The organism is Pseudomonas frederiksbergensis, from assembly GCF_001952935.1.
Classification (GTDB): Bacteria; Pseudomonadota; Gammaproteobacteria; order Pseudomonadales; family Pseudomonadaceae; genus Aquipseudomonas; species Aquipseudomonas frederiksbergensis.
Window position 1 is genome coordinate 818,170 of sequence record NZ_CP018319.1, and the last position, 17,348, is coordinate 835,517.

The window sequence follows — 17,348 nt, forward strand, 5'->3', positions numbered from 1 at the left end:
GCATCAGGTCATCTGAATGATGGTCTGCATGATGGTGCTCTGGGTGGAGATGGTCTTGGCGTTCGCCTGGTAGTTGCTCTGCGCCTTGATCAGGTCGACCAGTTCATTGGTCAGGTTGACGTTGGACTCTTCCAGGGAGTTGGAGTGAATCTCGCCCAAGGTACCGGTGTTCGGCGCATCGTAGCCCGGGATACCCGACGCGTAGGTTTCTTTCCAACTGGTGCCGCCTACTGGTTGCAAACCTTGTTCGTTGGTAAAGCTGGCGAGCGAGATCTGGCCGATGGGCTTGGTCTGGCTGTTGCTGAAGTTGGCGAGCATCACACCGCTGGAGTCGATGGTCAGGTTGGTGATCTGGCCGGTGGCGTAGCCGTTCTGCGAAGGAATCGAACGCGCGGTGTCAGCGTTGTACTGCGTGGTTTTGTCCATGGAGACCGTAACGACTCCGGAGGCAGCACCGTTAGCTGTCCACACGCCATTGGTCACGTTACCCGGAACCCAGCCGGTGACTTTCAGGTCAGGACTGACAATCGGCGCAGGGACGGCTGGAGTGGTGACGGAAACCAGTTTGCCTGACGAATCGAACGCCATGGTCGAAGCGACAGGAGGTGTAACGGTAGGATCGCTGCCATCCGGGTTGCGACCCTCGATCAGGGTGTAGGTCTTCCAGGTGTTGTCACCCGTCTTGACCATGTATTGATCCATGATGTGCTTGTTGCCCTGGGTATCGTAAATCGGGGTACTGAACTGCTTGGTAAAGGACGCTTCCTTGGACGGGTCAAACGGATTGGTCGTCTGGTTGATGATGGGAGCGGTGGAGTTCAGGTTGATCGTCGACGAAACCGTGGAAGTGTTTTTTGGCGCCAGGTTCGACGTATCGACGCGCAGGTCAGTCAGGACGCCATTGAGGATCTTGCCATTGGCATCGACGCCATAACCCTGCAGGCGCGCAGAGCCATCGCTATTGGTGACGTAACCGTCCTTGTCGACCTTGAACGTACCGGCACGGGTGTAGGACATCGAACCGTTTTCGCTCAGCACGAAGAAGCCGGAACCGTTGATGCCCATGTCCAGCACGTTGCCGGTGTTGTTGACGTCGCCCTGGGTAAACTGCTGGGAAACGTTGGCCAGGCGCACGCCATTACCGATGGTCTTGCTGCCCGAACCCAGCTTGGTGGCCGAGTAAACGTCTTCGAATTCCGCACGGGACGATTTGAAACCGGTGGTCGCGACGTTGGCGATGTTGTTGCCGGTCACGTCCAGTTGTTTGTTGGCTGCATAGAGACCGCTAAGGCCGATATTGAAAGACATATTCCACTCCTTTGTGCCGTGTTAGTCGGCTCTACATACCAATAGTTTGTACTTTGGACAGGGCGATGCTGCCGGCTCCGGCCAGGTTGAGCATCAACTCACCGCCGGTCTGGCTGATCGTCACGCTGTTGACCGTTGCCGGCAGGTACGTCACCAGCGAGGTCGCCTTGCCGTCGTAGGTCGCCGTAGCGCCGAAGGTATAGGTACCCGCCTTGGCCACTTCGCCTGCGTCGTTTTTGCCATCCCAGATGAAACTGGAAGTGCCGGCTTTCTGGCTGCCCAGGTCGATGGTGCGGACAACCTTGCCATCGGCATCGGTGATCTTGACCTTGAGCGGGTCCACCGACGCCGGTACGGCAATGGTGCCGCTGAAACTCTTGGAGGTATCGACCACCGACTTGTCGCTCGGGGCAATAACCGAACGCCCGACCAGGGATGACGCCTGCAACGCTTGGGACGAGTTGTAATTGCTCGCCAGGCCACTGACGGTGTCGTTGAGCGTGGTGATGCCTTCCAGGCTACTGAACTGGGCCAACTGGGCGACGAACTCGCCGTTGTCCTGCGGTTCCAGCGGGTTCTGGTTTTTCAGTTGCGTTACCAGCAACTGCAGGAACGCGTCCTTGCCCAGGGCCTTTTTGCCGGTGGCGCTGTTCGTTGCCGCCGCCAGGCCGTCGGCGCTGGTGTTGGTCTTGATCGAGGAGTTGGCCAGGATGTCCTTGAGGCTCAAACCACTGGTGGTATCGGTAACACTCATCTGAGTCGCCCCTTATCACTGACCGAGAGTCAGGACCTTCTGCATCATGGTTTTGGCGGTGTTCATCATCTCCGCGTTGGTCTGGAACGAACGGCTCGCGGAAATCATGTCAGCCATTTCTTCCACCACGTTGACGTTCGGGTAGTAGACGTAGCCCTTGGTGTCGGCCGCCGGATGGTTCGGCTCGTAGCGTGCGTCAAGGTTGCTCTGGTCTTCGACCACGCCCAGCACTTGCACGCCTTGACCGGCAGCGTCCTGGTCCTGGAACAGCGAATCGCTGCCGCCGCTCTGGCCGCCCTGGAACATGGTGGCGAATACCGGGTGCCGTGCACGATAGGTCTGGTCGATGCTCGACGAGACGGTCTCGGCGTTGGCGATGTTACTGGCGACGGTGTTCAAACGAGTGGTCTGGGCACTCATGCCGCTACCGGCGATGTTGAAAACACTGGCTAGGGACATGACTTACTCTCCACGAAGGGCTGAGACCAGCCCTTTGAATTTGCTGTTGAGCAGGGTGAAGCTGGCCTGGAAGTTGACCGCGTTTTCCGCGTAGTTCGACTGTTCCAGCTGAGCGTCAACGGTGTTCTGGTCGATCGACGGTTGCATCGGCGTGCGATACATCAGCGACTCGTCGCCATTGCCCAGACCTTCGGCTTCGATATGACGACTGTTGGTCATGTTCAAGGCGAAAGATCCGCTCTTGGTCTTCTCGTTCTGTGCGGCGAGCACTTTGGAGAAGTCCAGATCCCGAGCCTTGTAGTTCGGGGTGTCGGCGTTGGCGATGTTGTTGGCCAGGACTTCGGCACGCTGGGCGCGGAAGCCCAGGGCTTGTTCGTGGATACCGAGCGCTTTATCGAAGCTGATGCTCATGTCGGAAACCTTTGGGTGACCTGATTTTTCGTAACAGGGACATAGCAAGCGTCGTGCCAATTCAAAAAAGCCCATAAACCGGGGCTTTGCGGGCAGTGGCCATGCGGCAATGCCAGAAAAGCGGCAACCGATTTCCGCCGCCTGCCGCTTTTCTGCCGCTTCACACACACTGGAGAACACCACCTGCCCCTGTGGCGAGGGGATTTATCGGAATGGAATGAACAGGCAAAAAAAACGGGAGCCCCTGAGGACTCCCGTTTTTTGATGACGCCAACGAATCACTTCGCCTGGTAAATGATCCCCGGGCTGCACTGGACCATCTGGTAATGATCCGGCAAACCGTTCAGCGCCTCGGACGCGCCGAGGAACAGATAACCGCCCGGCTTCAACGTGCTGTGAATGCGCAACAGGATGTCCTTCTTCACCTCGGCGGAGAAGTAGATCAGCACGTTGCGGCAGAACACGATGTCAAACTTGCCCAGCGCTGCGTAGCTGTCCAGCAGGTTGAACGAGCGAAACTCCACCCGGCACTTGATCGGAGCCTTGATGGCCCAGCGTCCCGGCCCTTTCGGGTCGAAGTAACGTTGAAGGCGCTCGGGCGACAGGCCGCGGCCGATGGCCAGGCTGTCGTACTCGCCGGTCTTGCAGTTGGTCAGCATGGTGCCGGACAGATCGGTGGCAACGATCTGCACGCCCATCTTCAACTGGCCCATGTTCACGCGCTCGAACTCATCGATCGACATCGACAGCGAATAAGGTTCCTGACCCGACGAGCAGGCCGCCGACCAGATCCGCAGACGCTGGCCAGGGGCGGCCTTGATCGCCGCGGGCAGCACCTTGTTCTTCAAGACTTCAAACGGATAGGTGTCACGAAACCACAGGGTTTCGTTGGTGGTCATGGCATCCACCACCATCTCGCGCAAACCGCTGCGCGGCTGGGTCTGGATGCGCTGGACCAGCTCACCCAGAGACTTGATGCCTTGCTGTTCCATCAGTTTGTTGAGACGGCTCGAGACCAGGTATTGCTTGTTTTCACCAAGCAAAATGCCACAGGCTTTTTCCAGGAAGACCCGGAACTGTTCGAAATCCAAATTACCCGTAGACAAAGATGCCGCCTCTTAAATCGTATTAACCGTTAGGGGCAAAAGGCCCCTAGCTGATGTCTGCTGCCTTGATCCGGTTGACTACCCGGGATGCCAGGTCATCAGGGCGGAATTTGGCAAGGAAGTCATCGGCACCGACCTTCTTGACCATCGCCTGATTGAATACACCGGACAACGAAGTATGCAGGATGATGTGAAGCTTTTGCATGCGAGGGTCGTTGCGGATCTCGGCCGTGAGGGTGTACCCGTCCATCTCCGGCATCTCGATGTCGGAAATCATCATCAGGAACTCTTCTTCCGGCTTCTTGCCCTCGTCGACCAGCTTGCGCAGGTAATCCAGCGCTTGCCGACCGTCGTTCAACGCCACCACTTCGACACCGACCGTCTGCAGGCAACGGGTCACCTGCTTGCGCGCCACCGACGAGTCATCGACCGTCAGCACTCGCAAAGAGAGCGCCTTGTGCTGGGTTTCGACATCCACTACGCCGACGGAAATCGCTTCCGGTGTCGGCGCCACTTCTGCCAGCACTTTCTCGACGTCGATGATTTCGACTAACTGATTGTCGACCCGAGTCACAGCTGTCAGGTAATGATCGCGTCCCGTGCCCTTGGGTGGCGGATGGATCTCCTCCCAATTCATGTTGACGATGCGTTCCACTGACCGCACCAGGAAACCCTGGGTCTTGGTGTTGTACTCCGTGATGATCACGAAGGGATTGCTTTGATCTTTCAACGCACCGGAGCCGGTCGCCATCGCCAGATCAAGAATCGGAATGGTCGCCCCCCGAATACTTGCCACACCGCACACGACAGGACTGGATTTTGGCATCAGCGTCAGTTTGGGGCATTGCAGCACTTCCCGAACCTTGAACACGTTGATCCCATACAGCTGCTGGCCGTCGAGACGGAACAACAACAGCTCAAGGCGATTCTGCCCTACCAGTTGCGTGCGCTGGTTTACCGCATCCATTACCCCAGCCATGCACAGACTCCTACACCAACGCTTAAGTGTGTTGCGACGCGCATTCATCACTAAACGGCACGGCGCTTGCTTTTTAACTCTTATGAACACAGAACCGACATTTTTCCGACGCCTGACATCAAACGCCCGCAAATTGCTTTGCGCGGTGTCGGCCGTCTGCCTGTTCAACGCTGGCTGCCCTGCCCTTGCTGACGCGGTTACCTTGCCTGACATGCTTATCGGCGTCACCCAGGGCTTTCTTGAATTCACCGTAGAAGACTATCTGGCCACCAGTCAAACGGAAGGCCGCTACGAGATCGAGGTCAAGCAACTCGATCCTCGGCTGCGCATGCCGATGTGCGACAAGGAATTGACAGCGTCCCTGGAGAGCCCGGCCACGCCGCTGGGCCGGGTTACGGTCAAGGTTCGCTGCGAGGGCGCGTCGCCCTGGACGGTCTTCGTACCCGCTCAAGTGCGCCTGTTTCGCGACATTGTGACCACCACCCGCCCGCTGCGACGCACCGGTATCGTCGAGCCTCAGGATGTGACCCTGCGCGAGCGTGACATCAGCCTCATCAGCCAGGGTTACCTGACTTCCGTCGATCAGGCGATCGGGCAGAAACTTACCCGACCAATGGTCGCCGACCAGGTCATGACCCTGGTGCACATGGAACAGGCAGAAGTCATCAGCAAGGGCGACCAGGTGGTGATTACCGCCCGCAGTGGCACGCTGAGCGTGCGCATGCCGGGTGAAGCGCTGTCCAACGGCGGCTTGCGCGAACAGATCCGGGTGAAAAACCTCAACTCCCAGCGGGTCATCAAGGCGCAAGTCATTGCGCCTGGCCAAGTGGAAGTAGCCATGTAGAACACTCTCTGTTTGTGAAGAAGTGGCGCGCCACTCGACTGTTCCCTAGACTGTGCCCTATGCAGGGCAAGCGCTGACGCGCGCAAGCTCATTGATAATTGGGCCTAAAGTTTTCCCGGGTATGGCCGAAAACATGGCAAGCGTCCAAATACCCAGAGGTTTTTTGTCATGGTCATCGATTTCAGCCGTTTAAACAGTTCCTCGTCACTTACCGGTAGTACGCGTACCAGCGCCGCGAAGGAAACTGCCGAAGCCGGCAAGCCCGCACCGCTGAATACCCCGGCCGAACAGGCCAGTACCGTCAAAAGCGGGGAGTCGGTACATCTCAGCAATGAGGCTCAACAGTTGCAGAAGGTCACTGACAAGCTGCGCGATCAGCCTGCCGTCGACAACGCCCGCGTGGCCGAGTTGAAAGCAGCGATTGCCGATGGCAGCTACAAAGTCGACAGCAACCGTGTAGCCAGCAAACTGCTCAACTTCGAAGCCCAGCGCTAGGCCAAGGCCTGCGCCAGGCTTTTGGACGCTTAAAACCCAAGGCCAGCCATGCACGACACTAATTTACTGCAACTGATCACCGACGATTTCGCTCCGGCACAGCACTTGCTGGAGTTACTGCAAACCGAGTCCCTCGCCTTGCACGGTCGCGACATGCCTCTGCTCGAAGAGATTCTGGCGCAGAAACAGGCATTGATCATTTTGCTCGATCAGCATGGCCGCAAGCGCAGTGAAATCCTCGCCAGCCTCAACCTGCCGACCAATCGCGATGGCCTGGAGCAACTTGCCAGCCATTCGAGCATTGGCGATCAGTTGCTCGAACAGAGCGATGTATTGACCGATCTTCTGGCTCAGTGCCAGGCGGCCAACGTCAAGAATGGCCAGTCGATCCTGGTGCAACAGGCCGCGACGGCCAATCAGCTGAAAATCCTCAACGGCGGCGAGCCGCCAGCGCTCTACGATGCGCGCGGATCAACCTCCATGCTTGCGAAGCCACGCCCGCTCAGCCAGGCATGAGCCTGCTGAAAGCGCGCACTATCAAGACGCGCAAACTGCTGGCAATATGCTGGCCAGCCGTAGTCATATTTTTGCCTGGAGATCGATGAACCGTGTTCAATGCCTTAAGCGCGGACGATGCTCCGCAGCCACCCAAGGTGCTCACCACGCCGTTGGAAATCTCCGGCACCCTGCGCCAGCTGCAAGACAGCCATGATCCGCTGATCATCACGTTCCATGAGCGCAGCCAGCGCTTCCAGAGTTATCTGGTGGACATCGACCGTGACAGGAACATGATTGCCCTGGACGAAATGATTCCCCGCGATGGTGAACGCTTCCTGCTCGCCGGCGAACCGTTCAAGGTCGAAGGCTTTCACGACGGCGTGCGCATTGCCTGGGAAAGCAACGGCCCATTGACCATCGACGAATCCGGTGGCGGTCGCTGCTACCGTGGCGCCCTGCCCGCCGAGGTGGTTTACCACCAGCGTCGCAATGCATTCCGCGCAGCATTGAAGCTGGCACAACTGGTCAACGTCGATCTGGGCGGTGAAAAGCTCAAGTCGCCGATCAGCGGCAAGCTCCTGGATATTTCTGCCACCGGCTGCAAGTTGCGCTTCGAAGGCGACATCACCGATAGCCTGCAACTGGGTCAGGTCTATGACCGCTTCATCGCCGCCCTGCCCTTTGGCAACATGACGGCCCCCGTCGAGCTGCGTTACCTGCACTTCGAAGAAAGGATCTCCACCACCTTCGCTGGCGTACGCTTTCACAACATGAGCGGGCTGGTGCAGCGGCAAGTCGAACGGTTCGTCTATCAGCTGCAGCGCGAAGCGCGGCGCTTCGACAAAGACGACATGTAATAAGCCGCTTCAATAGAAAACGGGCAGTCCCTTGCGGTGACTGCCCGTTTTTTTATGCGTTGTTTTTATGCGTTATGGCCTCGCCTCGGTGAAACTTTGCTCGCGAGATGTATCTGGGTCTTCTTGCGGCGGATCGGTTTCGGGCTCAGATTCAGGTACCGGGTCCGGCTCAGGGTTGATCGGGTTCTGCATCTGCTCCTGAACCACCTGCTCATCGACCCGCGGGTCAAGGCAAGCCACCAACGGCGAACTCGACATACTGTCCGGCATGGCGACGTGATGCAGCGGCGCATCGTCCACCACATGCAGGTTGGTCACCGCTTTCGGACGAATTCGCCACACCAGCACCAACGCGAAGAAACTGAAGAAGGCATAGAGCATGTGGCTGCCGAACAGCTTCATCAGCACCCCGGCCACCAGCGGTCCGATACTGGCGCCGACGCCGTAGGTCACCAACAGCATCGCCGTCAGGGACACACGGCGATCGCCCTCGACGTGGTCGTTGGAGAACGCCACCGCCAACGGATACAGGCAGAACATCACCAGCGAACAGAAGAACCCGGTGATAAACAAAACCTCCAGCGGTACCTGTTGCATGATGGCCAGCGGCAACGCGGTAAGCGCCAGGGCCAGGGCAAAACAGCGGATCAACAGCGCCCGGTCATAACGGTCGGACAGCCAGCCCAAAGGCCATTGCACCAGCAAGCCCGCAAAAATGCAGCTACCCATGAACAGACCGACCTGCTCCGTGGACAACCCCTGCTGTGAGGCATACAACGGTGCCAGACCGTAGAACGAACCGATGATCAGCCCTGCCCCCAGCACCGTGCTCAACGACTGCGGCACGCGCTTGATGAAAAACCGCGGCTCCATCGGTGCCGGGTGCAACGGTGCCGGGTGAATCCGCCGGGTCAGGGCCACCGGCACCAGGCACAGCGCGAAGCACAAGGCGACCAGCATCAGCAACTCAAGGCCCAGGGCCGGGTGCATGACCAGAATCAACTGACCCAACACCAGCCCCAGGTACGAGGCGATCATGTAGCCGCTGAACACCGTCCCGCGCTGCGAGGCTTCAGCCTGCTCATTGAGCCAGCTTTCAATGACCATGTATTGGCACATCATGCCGAGGCCGACGATGACCCGCAGGAAGATCCAGGCCGGCAACCAGTCCACCAGGCCATGACCCAGCACCGCCGCACCGACAATCCCGGCGCAGGCCGAATAGGCGCGAATATGTCCGACCCGGGCAATCAGCCGGTGGCCGATCTTGCCACCCAGCACCAGGCCGCAATAGTTGGCGGCCATCAACGCACCGACCCACAGGCTGTCGACCTTGTCGGCAGCCAGGCGCAAGGCCAGGTAAGTGCTCAACAGGCCAGAGCCGATCAACATCATCAGCGAGGCAAAATAAAGCGCTCGAAAGGGTTTCCAGATTTGGCGCATCGGCGTTCCGAGCGGCTCCTTGCAGTGAGTTTCGGGCTACCGACAAACGATAGCCTGATGTCGACGGATCGTCAGGCCTGGGCCGCTAAAACACGCCGTTCCCAGGGAGTAATTTCATCAAGGAAGCTGGTCAATTCCATGGTCTTCGAGGCGATGTAGCCTTCGATGAACTCCTTGCCAAACAGTTCCATCGCCAATTGGCTACGTTTCAGACGTTCAAGAGCGGCATGCAAGGTACACGGCAACGAAAGATTGTCCGGCACTTCAAATTCGCCCTGGATCGGCTCGCCAGGCTCCAGTTTGTGTTCAATGCCATGCAACCCCGCGGCAAGGCTGGCGGCGATCGCCAGGTAAGGATTTGCATCAGCCCCCGGCAAGCGGTTTTCGACCCGACGAGCGGCGGGTGAACTGGCCGGGATACGCAATCCGGCCGCCCGGTTGTCGTGGGACCAGCAGGCATTATTCGGTGATGCGAAGGGATGGCACAAGCGCTGATACGAGTTCACGTTCGGTGCGAACAATGCGGTGAAATCCGCCATGCCGGCCTGCTGCCCCGCGATGAAATGACGGAAGGTCGCCGTCGGCTCGCCCGCCTTGTCGCTGAACACGTTTCGCCCGCTGCCGATCTCGATGATGCTCTGGTGAATATGCATCGAACTGCCCGGCGTGTGCGCCAGCGGCTTGGCCATGCAAACCACGGTCAGGCCATGCTTGAGCGCGACTTCTTTAAGCAGATGTTTGAACAGCAGTGTCTGGTCGGCCAACAGCAGAGGATCGCCGTGCAGCAGGTTGATCTCGAACTGGCTGACGCCCATCTCGTGCATGAAGGTATCGCGCGGCAGGCCCAGGGCCGCCATGCAGGCGTAGACCTCACTGAAGAACGGCCGCAAACCATTATTGGAACTGATACTGAACGCCGAATGACCGTCCTCGCGACGACCGTCCAGGCCGAGCGGCGGCTGAAAAGGTTGGGTCGGGTCGGTGTTGGCCGCGAAGACAAAAAATTCCAGCTCGGTCGCCACCACCGGCGCCAGGCCGAGGGCCGCGTAACGCGCGATCACGGCTTTGAGTTGACCGCGGGTCGACAGAGACGAGCTTTCACCCGTCAGCTCGTCCGCATCGCAAATGGCCAAGGCTCGCGGCTGCTGGCTCCACGGCAAGCGATGGATCTGTGCAGGGTCGGGCACCAGCGCCAGGTCGCCATCATCGCTGCCGTAAAAGCGCGCTGGCGGATATCCGCCCATGATGCATTGCAGCAGCACTCCCCGCGCCATCTGCAAACGCCGCCCCTCGAGAAAGCCTTCGGCAGTCATTACCTTGCCACGGGGTACGCCATTCAAATCCGGCGTGACACATTCAATCTCATCAATGCCCGTCAATCGCTGTGCGAGTGAACGATGGCCATCGGTCGTCATGACGCAATCCTTTGTTATTGTGCAAGCCGCGAACGGCGACCCGAACAAAATAGGCTCCGCCTGTTCGGAATATCAAGCAGCGGCCAACAAAAAGACCCGTCAGGGGAGGTAAAGGCTGAACACCCCGCCGCCCAGCGAGCCGCCATTGCTGATTTCGGTGCGACCGCCCACGCCGTTGCGCTGATGAAGTGCCGCAATCCGCCCGGCAAAGTACAGGCCCAGGCCAGTGCTTCCGCTGCTGTGGTTGATGCCCTGCACGTAATCGGCCTGACGCTCGATCATCTCGGGTGGATAACCCTCGCCATCGTCGTTGACGGTCAGCACCAATTGCCCGGCTTCATCGCTGACGCTGATCAACACTGCGTGGCGGGCGTAACGGATGGCGTTGTTGATGCTGTTGCCCAGCACCGAAGCGATCAGCTCCCGATCGAAGAAACCCAGAGGGCTCAGTGGGTCCACTTCATAGGTCGCGATGATGCCGCGACTGGCGAACACGTCCTGGTGGCAGGCCAATTGCGCTTCGATGAAGTCATCCAGTTCATGGTAGGCCGGTTGCAACGGCATCTGGTTGACCCCGAGTTTGTACAGCCCCAGCAACTGCACGAGCATGCCATTGAGGTGTGCGAACTCGAATTCGATCACGCCCTGCTCCGGGGTGTGCTGTTGCGGATCCGGCAAACGCGCCAGCCATTGGCTGTGGGCCTGCATCAGCATCGCCAGGGAGTTCTTCATGTCGTGCACGGTGGAGGCAATCACCGTGGAAAAATCGAGTGCCTGTTCGCTGTTGTTCATTCGCCAAACGCCTTGCTTCGCAACTTCTGATAACGGGGGAAACGCGCATCCGTGTCCGGCATCAGGCCGACCATTTTCAGGCACGTCCGACATTCCTCCAGCTCCGCCGAAGGAACACTGGTGTCGGTGCCGTGCAGCAGCGACTGCGCCATGTTCAGCGCGATGCTGATGTTCTTCGGTTGCAGCGCCAGGGCTTTGCGGAACACCTGCCGCGCCTCCACCAGATTGCCGGTCTTGTACACCCGCACGCCCTGACGGTTGAGGTCGGCTGCGGCGTTGCCGGAGTTGAGGATGGCCGGATCGTCGGTCAACTTGGCGATGCCCTTCATCACCGTCGGGTCGTCGCCGTAGATTTCCGCGCAGTTTTTCAGCATCGAGGCACCGGCGCTGGCCTGGCCGAGCATCTGCAGTTGCTTGGCCACCAGCAGCGCCGCTTCGGCGCTCATGAACTGTTCCATGCCATCGAGGCGCATCATCGCTTGCTCGGTGAGCTTCTCGGCGGTTTCGGCATCGTTGAGCAGCAGGCTGGTGGCTTTCATCAAGCGCGCGCGAATCTGCAGACCCGGGTCGGAAGGGTTTTCCTTGGCCACCGCACTCAGCGTCGTGTTGATTTCCAGTCGAGTCCGGGTATCCAGACCTTTTTCGCTGCCTTTACTGATCAAGGCATGGGCCAGACCAAGGTTGCTCTCCGCATCCTTGAAACGTGACTGCGCGCCCTGCGCCACGGCCTGACGATAGGCTTTGGAGGCGGTGTCGAAATCTTCGTTGGTCATCGCCAACTTGCCCAGCAGCGCCTGCCGGCGCACCGCCAGCGGCGACAAGCGGATCGCCTCTTCCAGCACACGCTGGGCCGCCTTGGTGTCGCCTTCGGCGACCAGCACATCGGCCATGCCGTCGTAGAGCGCCGGCATCATCGGGAACACTTTCAGGGCTTTTTCATACACGCCTTTGGCCTGAGCGACCTGGCCACGCTTGAACAGCAATTTGCCCAGGCCGGCAAACGCCCACGGCAACGGTCGATCGGCAATGATGCTGTCGTAGAGTCGCTCCAGCGCCTCGTTCTGATTCAGGTCACGCAAGGCATCGGCGCGGTAGCGCAGGCACAACGGCGAATAGCGGATGTCTTGCTTGCACAGGGCAATGCAGGCATTGAGCACTTCAACCGGCTTGCCCCGGTCAAGGGCCTGCAAAATCGGCTTGAGCAAGGTCTTGCGTTGCTCCAGCCGCTCCAGGCGTTGAGCCAGGCCGGAACGGTTGAACGGCTTGGTCAGGTACGCATCGGGTTCGTGTTCCAACGCACTGAGCACCATTGCCTGACTGGTCTCGGCGGTGACCATGACGAACACGGCCTCATGGCTGATCAGCTTCTCGATCATCAGGTCCTCGAGCACCTGCTGGCCGTTCTTCTTGCCATCGCCCAGGTGAAAGTCCTGCAGGATGAAATCGTAGGCCTTCTGCGAACACATCCGCAGCGCCTGTTCACCGGTGTCGGCGGTGTCGACATCCTTGACGCCCAGCTCGCGCAGCATGGACCTGACGGAACTGCGAAAATCCGAGAAATCATCGACGATCAAAAAGCGCTTTTGGTGATACGACAGCATCGAAGATTTCCAGGCAATTTAAGAATAAGACCATGATTGTTCGGGTTATCGGCCAGAACAGGCATTCACTTGAAGTAACGGGAGTGCAATCGCTCATTTGGCGGTCAAAGAGTTTATGAGCGCCTCCCATGGCGCGCTAAATATTTGAAGGTGTTATTGAAAAACGGGATTATCCTGACTTATTGAACTGCGCTTCCTGTCGCTTGCAATTAACACGCTCTACGTCGTAGCTAAAGGCCAAAGTCATGACCACCAAACCCAAGCGCCCGGAGACCACTTCCGAGCGAAAGGCCCGGATCCCCAGCACCCTGGACTTTCCGGTGGTGGGCATCGGTGCGTCGGCAGGCGGGCTGCAAGCGATCAAATTGTTCTTTGAAAACATGCCTCAAGACAATGGCATGGCGTTCGTGATCATTCTCCATCTGTCGCCCGATCACCAGAGCATCGCTGACAAGATCATCCAGGAATCGACCAAAATGCCGGTTCTGCAAGTGACCGAAACGGTGGCCATCGAGAAAAACCGGGTGTACGTCATTTCACCGGCGCAACGGCTGGCAATGAACGATGGCTTTCTGGAGGTCAGCGCCACAGACCCGCGCGAAGGTCGCCACGCGTCCATTGATCTGTTTTTCCGCGATCTGGCCGATGTGCACCGCGAGCGCGCCTTCTGTCTAGTGTTGTCGGGTACAGGCTCCGACGGCGCAGTTGGCTTGTCACGGATCAAGGAACAAGGTGGCATCACATTGGCCCAGGCACCGGAAGACGCCGAATTCGATGGCATGCCTTGCGCCGCCATCGAAACCCGCATGGTTGACCTGGTGCTGCCCGTGGTGGAAATGCCGCAAAAACTGCTGGAGCTATGGCGCAACTCCAAGGAAATCACTTTACCCATCGCCGACGATCCGGAACTGCAAACCATCGCTATGGTGTCCGAGCGTGACGCGGCACTTTCCGAACAGGTCCTGCGCGACATCCTGATCCAGTTGCGCACGGGTACCGGCCATGACTTCAAACACTACAAACGCGCCACCGTGTTGCGCCGGATCGAACGCCGCATGCAGGTCGCCGGCCAGCCCGACCTGACTGCCTATTACCAGTATCTGCAACACAATCCCGAAGAAACCAAGGCACTGCTGGGCGACATGCTGATCGGCGTGACCAACTTCTTCCGTGACAGAGAGGCTTTCGAAGCCCTGGAGCGGGATGTTGTGCCGCAACTGGTCAGCGCTGTCGCGTCCTCTCAACCCGAGAAAGAAGAAATCCGGGTCTGGTCCGCGGGCTGCTCCACAGGCGAAGAAGCCTACAGTCTGGCAATGCTGCTCAACGATCAATTGCAACTGGACGCCAGTGCGGCGTCGATGCAGCTGTTCGCCACCGACATCGACGAACGCGCCATCAGCATCGGCCGGGCCGGCCTGTATCCACAGGCGATTGTCACCGATGTGCCACCCTCGCGGCTGCGCCACTACTTCATCAAGGAAGACGATCATTATCGGATTCGCAAGGAAATCCGCGAAAAGGTCTTGTTCGCCAAGCACAGCCTGTTGTCCGACCCGCCTTTCTCGCAGATCGACCTGATCGTTTGCCGCAACCTGTTGATCTATCTGGATCGCGAAGTGCAACGCGAAATCCTCCAGATGTTCCACTTTGCCCTGCGTCCCGGCGGTTTCCTGTTCCTCGGTTCTTCCGAGAGCGCGGACGCCTGCCACGAATTGTTCGCACCGGTGGATAAACGCAACCGGATTTTCCGCGCCAAGACCGGCACGGCCAACAGTCGGCGCACACCAACCATGCCGCGTGGAGGCTATGTGCGGACCAACACTTCCCAACAGGTCCCGCAAAGCAGCGCGCCTCGCAAACTGTCATTCGCCGATATCCATCAACGCGCCCTCGAACAGTCCGCACCACCAAGCGTGATCGTCGATGCCAACGCCGACATCCTGCACATGAGCGAGAGTGCCGGGCGTTTCCTGCGTCATGTTGGCGGCGAGTTGTCGCGTAACTTGCTGACGCTGATTCTTCCGGAACTGCGCCTGGAAATCCGCACCACGCTGTTCCAGGTCCAGCAGAGTGGCTTGCCGGTCAAGTCCCGCGAGGTACCGATCAAGCGTGACAAGCGCAGTTACCTGATTGATCTGGTCGCACATCCCTACAAGGATGAAGATTCGGACGGCGAGTACGTCCTGGTGATTTTCGAGGAAGTCGAGGTCGACCCTGCCGAACGGGCGGCCACCACCGTGCTACAGACTGAAAGCCAAGTGCTGTCCAACCTTGAGCGCGAACTGCAACGCACCAAATTGCACCTGCAGGACACCATCGAACAATCGGAAGTCTCCAGCGAAGAGCTCAAGGCTTCCAATGAAGAAATGCAGGCCATCAACGAAGAACTGCGTTCGGCCACTGAAGAACTGGAAACCAGCAAGGAAGAGCTGCAGTCGATCAACGAAGAGCTGTTGACGGTCAACTACGAACTGAAAACCAAAGTCGAAGAAACCGACAAGATCAACGACTACCTGACCAACCTGATTGCCTCCACCGACATCGCCACGGTGTTTGTCGATCGCAGCATGCGCATCAAGTGGTTCACTCCGCGTGCCACTGACATCTTCAGCATGTTACCGGTGGATACCGGGCGCTCCTTGCTCGACATTACCCATCGCCTGCATTACGAGGAAATCGTCGCAGACGCGGCGCAAGTGTTCGAATCGCTGAACATGATCGAACGCGAAGTCAGCAGCACCGACAATCGCTGGTACATCGCCCGCCTGCTGCCCTATCGTTCCAGCGAAGACCACATCGACGGCACCGTGCTGACGTTCATCGACATCACCAAACGACGGGCGGCTGAAGAAGAGTTGCGGCTGGGCGAAGAACGCATGCGCCTGGTCGCTGAAAGCACTCGCGACTACGCCATCATTACCCTTGATGAGCAGGGTGTGATCACCACCTGGAACAAAGGCGCCGAATTGATCTTCGGCTACAGCAAGGCCGAGGCCGAGGGCGCCTATTACGACTTCATTTTCTCGCCTGAGGATCGTGCGTCCGGCGTGCCTGAAAACGAATTGCTGGCGGTGCGCACCCACGGTCGCAGCGAAGATGAGCGATGGCACGTGCGCAAGGATGGCAACCGCTTCTTTTGCAGCGGCGAGGTGACCTTGCTTAGCGGCGACAATCTCAAAGGCTACGTCAAAATCGCCCGCGACCTGACCGGCCATAAACGCCAGCATGAAGAACAGAGCCAACAACTGGCCGAAACGCGCAACACCAATTACCTCAAGGATGAATTCTTCGCGGTCATGTCCCACGAACTCAAGCATCCGTTGAACCTGATTCAGCTCAATGCAGAACTGCTGCGTCGCTTGCCGGTCACCAAATCGGTTGCGCCGGCCGCCAAGGCCGTCAACACCATCTGCGATGCCGTCAACAGCCAGGCAAGGATCATCGATGACCTGCTGGATGTCGCCCGGGTCCGAACCGGCAAACTCAAACTGAAATCCATCGCCGTCGATCTGGTCAGTGTCTTGCGCGACATTCATGCTGTCGTGCTCAGCGACCGACACGACGCCACAGTCGAACTGCACGTGCCTTCAGGCGCCTTGATGGTCCATGCCGACCCGACGCGCCTGGAGCAAATCATCTGGAACCTGGTGAATAACGCGCTGAAATTCACGCCCTCCAACGGCCACGTGCAATTGATCGCCAGCCAGGCTGGAAACATGGCGCGGCTGGACGTCAAAGACAACGGAGCAGGCATCGCACCCGAGAACCTCGATCACGTGTTTGACCTGTTCGGCCAGGCTGAAAAACAGCACATCAACCACAATCGTGAAGGGCTGGGGATCGGCCTGTCACTGGTCCGCCAACTGACCGAGGCCCAGCGGGGAACGGTTGAGGTGAGCTCTGCCGGGGTGGGAACAGGTTGTACCTTCACGGTTTACCTGCCCTTGGCCCATTCCAAGGATGAGCCGCAATCCCCGACTCAGATCGAAGAATCCTCTGGCAGGCTGAGCGGCTTGACGATCTTGCTGGTCGACGACTCCGCCGATGTACTGGAAACCTTGAAAATGCTGCTGGAAATGGAAGACGCGCAAGTGATTGCGTTCGACCGTCCGGTGGCGGCTTTGGATGCGGCAAAAAGCACGCGCTTCGACCTGATCATTTCTGACTTGGGCATGCCGATCATGAACGGTCACGAGCTGATGAGCGCATTGCGTCAGTTGCCGCTGGTCAAGGATGTGCCGGCCATTGCACTGACGGGCTATGGCGCTCACAGCGACATTCAAAAATCACGGCAATCGGGCTTTGACCAGCACATTGGAAAACCGGTGTCCTACGATGATCTGATCGAAACCATTGAGAATCTGCGACGCTCCCAGACCTGAGGCA

General features: G+C 58.6%; 15 protein-coding genes. 5 read left to right on the forward strand and 10 right to left on the reverse strand.

The features are described from left to right. Positions 1–3: 3 nt before the first annotated feature. The 6 genes from flgE to PFAS1_RS04145 form a co-directional block, all read right to left on the reverse strand. Positions 4–1,308, reverse strand: coding sequence for a flagellar hook protein FlgE (flgE, locus tag PFAS1_RS04120; RefSeq protein ID WP_076028296.1), 1,305 nt, complete (start codon positions 1,306–1,308; stop codon positions 4–6). A gap of 31 nt (positions 1,309–1,339) precedes the next feature. Next, positions 1,340–2,062 (reverse strand): flagellar hook assembly protein FlgD, encoded by a 723-nt coding sequence (gene flgD / locus PFAS1_RS04125; RefSeq protein WP_076028297.1) that lies wholly within the window; start codon positions 2,060–2,062, stop codon positions 1,340–1,342. A 15-nt stretch (positions 2,063–2,077) separates the two neighbouring features. Next, on the reverse strand, positions 2,078–2,521 hold the full coding sequence (gene flgC, locus PFAS1_RS04130) for a flagellar basal body rod protein FlgC (RefSeq protein WP_076028298.1): 444 nt from the start codon (positions 2,519–2,521) through the stop codon (positions 2,078–2,080). A gap of 3 nt (positions 2,522–2,524) precedes the next feature. Continuing rightward, positions 2,525–2,932: a flagellar basal body rod protein FlgB gene (gene flgB, locus PFAS1_RS04135; RefSeq protein WP_008147960.1), complete on the reverse strand. Its 408-nt coding sequence runs from the start codon at positions 2,930–2,932 to the stop codon at positions 2,525–2,527. A gap of 278 nt (positions 2,933–3,210) precedes the next feature. Further along, on the reverse strand, positions 3,211–4,038 hold the full coding sequence (gene cheR / locus PFAS1_RS04140) for a protein-glutamate O-methyltransferase CheR (RefSeq protein WP_076028299.1): 828 nt from the start codon (positions 4,036–4,038) through the stop codon (positions 3,211–3,213). 46 nt (positions 4,039–4,084) lie between these two features. Then, entirely contained in the window at positions 4,085–5,017 is a 933-nt protein-coding gene (locus tag PFAS1_RS04145) for a chemotaxis protein CheV (protein ID WP_074879173.1), read from the reverse strand. 82 nt (positions 5,018–5,099) lie between these two features. Here PFAS1_RS04145 and flgA point away from each other — a divergent pair, with 82 nt between their 5' ends. The 4 genes from flgA (at position 5,100) to PFAS1_RS04165 (ending at position 7,711) form a co-directional block, all read left to right on the forward strand. After that, positions 5,100–5,861: a flagellar basal body P-ring formation chaperone FlgA gene (flgA, locus tag PFAS1_RS04150; protein WP_076028300.1), complete on the forward strand. Its 762-nt coding sequence runs from the start codon at positions 5,100–5,102 to the stop codon at positions 5,859–5,861. A gap of 168 nt (positions 5,862–6,029) precedes the next feature. Beyond that, complete coding sequence (gene flgM, locus PFAS1_RS04155) at positions 6,030–6,356, forward strand: flagellar biosynthesis anti-sigma factor FlgM (protein ID WP_076028301.1); 327 nt, start codon at positions 6,030–6,032, stop codon at positions 6,354–6,356. Between the two features lie 48 nt (positions 6,357–6,404). Then, entirely contained in the window at positions 6,405–6,872 is a 468-nt protein-coding gene (locus PFAS1_RS04160; protein ID WP_074879179.1) for a flagella synthesis protein FlgN, read from the forward strand. 92 nt (positions 6,873–6,964) lie between these two features. Further along, positions 6,965–7,711, forward strand: coding sequence for a flagellar brake protein (locus tag PFAS1_RS04165; protein WP_076028302.1), 747 nt, complete (start codon positions 6,965–6,967; stop codon positions 7,709–7,711). Positions 7,712–7,783: 72 nt separating this feature from the next. Here the strand turns inward: PFAS1_RS04165 and PFAS1_RS04170 are convergent, their stop codons facing one another. The 4 genes from PFAS1_RS04170 to PFAS1_RS04185 all read right to left on the reverse strand — a co-directional run bounded on the left by PFAS1_RS04170 (position 7,784) and on the right by PFAS1_RS04185 (position 12,962). Beyond that, on the reverse strand, positions 7,784–9,154 hold the full coding sequence (locus PFAS1_RS04170; RefSeq protein ID WP_076028303.1) for an MFS transporter: 1,371 nt from the start codon (positions 9,152–9,154) through the stop codon (positions 7,784–7,786). 71 nt (positions 9,155–9,225) lie between these two features. Continuing rightward, complete coding sequence (locus PFAS1_RS04175; RefSeq protein ID WP_198044969.1) at positions 9,226–10,467, reverse strand: glutamine synthetase family protein; 1,242 nt, start codon at positions 10,465–10,467, stop codon at positions 9,226–9,228. A gap of 201 nt (positions 10,468–10,668) precedes the next feature. After that, on the reverse strand, positions 10,669–11,361 hold the full coding sequence (locus PFAS1_RS04180; RefSeq protein WP_074879187.1) for a sensor histidine kinase: 693 nt from the start codon (positions 11,359–11,361) through the stop codon (positions 10,669–10,671). After that, positions 11,358–12,962, reverse strand: coding sequence for a tetratricopeptide repeat-containing response regulator (locus PFAS1_RS04185; protein WP_076028305.1), 1,605 nt, complete (start codon positions 12,960–12,962; stop codon positions 11,358–11,360). The genes PFAS1_RS04180 and PFAS1_RS04185 overlap by 4 nt, the downstream gene beginning before the upstream one ends. Positions 12,963–13,207: 245 nt before the next feature. On the opposite strand from PFAS1_RS04185, the gene PFAS1_RS04190 reads away from it, so the two are divergent. Further along, positions 13,208–17,344, forward strand: a complete 4,137-nt coding sequence (locus tag PFAS1_RS04190) for a CheR family methyltransferase (RefSeq protein ID WP_076028306.1) — start codon at positions 13,208–13,210, stop codon at positions 17,342–17,344. Positions 17,345–17,348 lie beyond the last annotated feature (4 nt).

Excerpts from the sequence above, each read along its gene's own strand:
- flgE (WP_076028296.1), bottom strand. The coding sequence starts at position 1,308 with ATGTCTTTCAATATCGGCCTTAGCGGTCTCTATGCAGCCAACAAACAA.
- flgD (WP_076028297.1), bottom strand. The coding sequence starts at position 2,062 with ATGAGTGTTACCGATACCACCAGTGGTTTGAGCCTCAAGGACATCCTG.
- flgC (WP_076028298.1), bottom strand. The coding sequence starts at position 2,521 with ATGTCCCTAGCCAGTGTTTTCAACATCGCCGGTAGCGGCATGAGTGCC.
- flgB (WP_008147960.1), bottom strand. The coding sequence starts at position 2,932 with ATGAGCATCAGCTTCGATAAAGCGCTCGGTATCCACGAACAAGCCCTG.
- PFAS1_RS04145 (WP_074879173.1), bottom strand. The coding sequence starts at position 5,017 with ATGGCTGGGGTAATGGATGCGGTAAACCAGCGCACGCAACTGGTAGGG.
- flgA (WP_076028300.1), top strand. The coding sequence starts at position 5,100 with ATGAACACAGAACCGACATTTTTCCGACGCCTGACATCAAACGCCCGC.
- flgM (WP_076028301.1), top strand. The coding sequence starts at position 6,030 with ATGGTCATCGATTTCAGCCGTTTAAACAGTTCCTCGTCACTTACCGGT.
- PFAS1_RS04160 (WP_074879179.1), top strand. The coding sequence starts at position 6,405 with ATGCACGACACTAATTTACTGCAACTGATCACCGACGATTTCGCTCCG.
- PFAS1_RS04170 (WP_076028303.1), bottom strand. The coding sequence starts at position 9,154 with ATGCGCCAAATCTGGAAACCCTTTCGAGCGCTTTATTTTGCCTCGCTG.
- PFAS1_RS04175 (WP_198044969.1), bottom strand. The coding sequence starts at position 10,467 with ATGACTGCCGAAGGCTTTCTCGAGGGGCGGCGTTTGCAGATGGCGCGG.
- PFAS1_RS04180 (WP_074879187.1), bottom strand. The coding sequence starts at position 11,361 with ATGAACAACAGCGAACAGGCACTCGATTTTTCCACGGTGATTGCCTCC.
- PFAS1_RS04185 (WP_076028305.1), bottom strand. The coding sequence starts at position 12,962 with ATGCTGTCGTATCACCAAAAGCGCTTTTTGATCGTCGATGATTTCTCG.
- PFAS1_RS04190 (WP_076028306.1), top strand. The coding sequence starts at position 13,208 with ATGACCACCAAACCCAAGCGCCCGGAGACCACTTCCGAGCGAAAGGCC.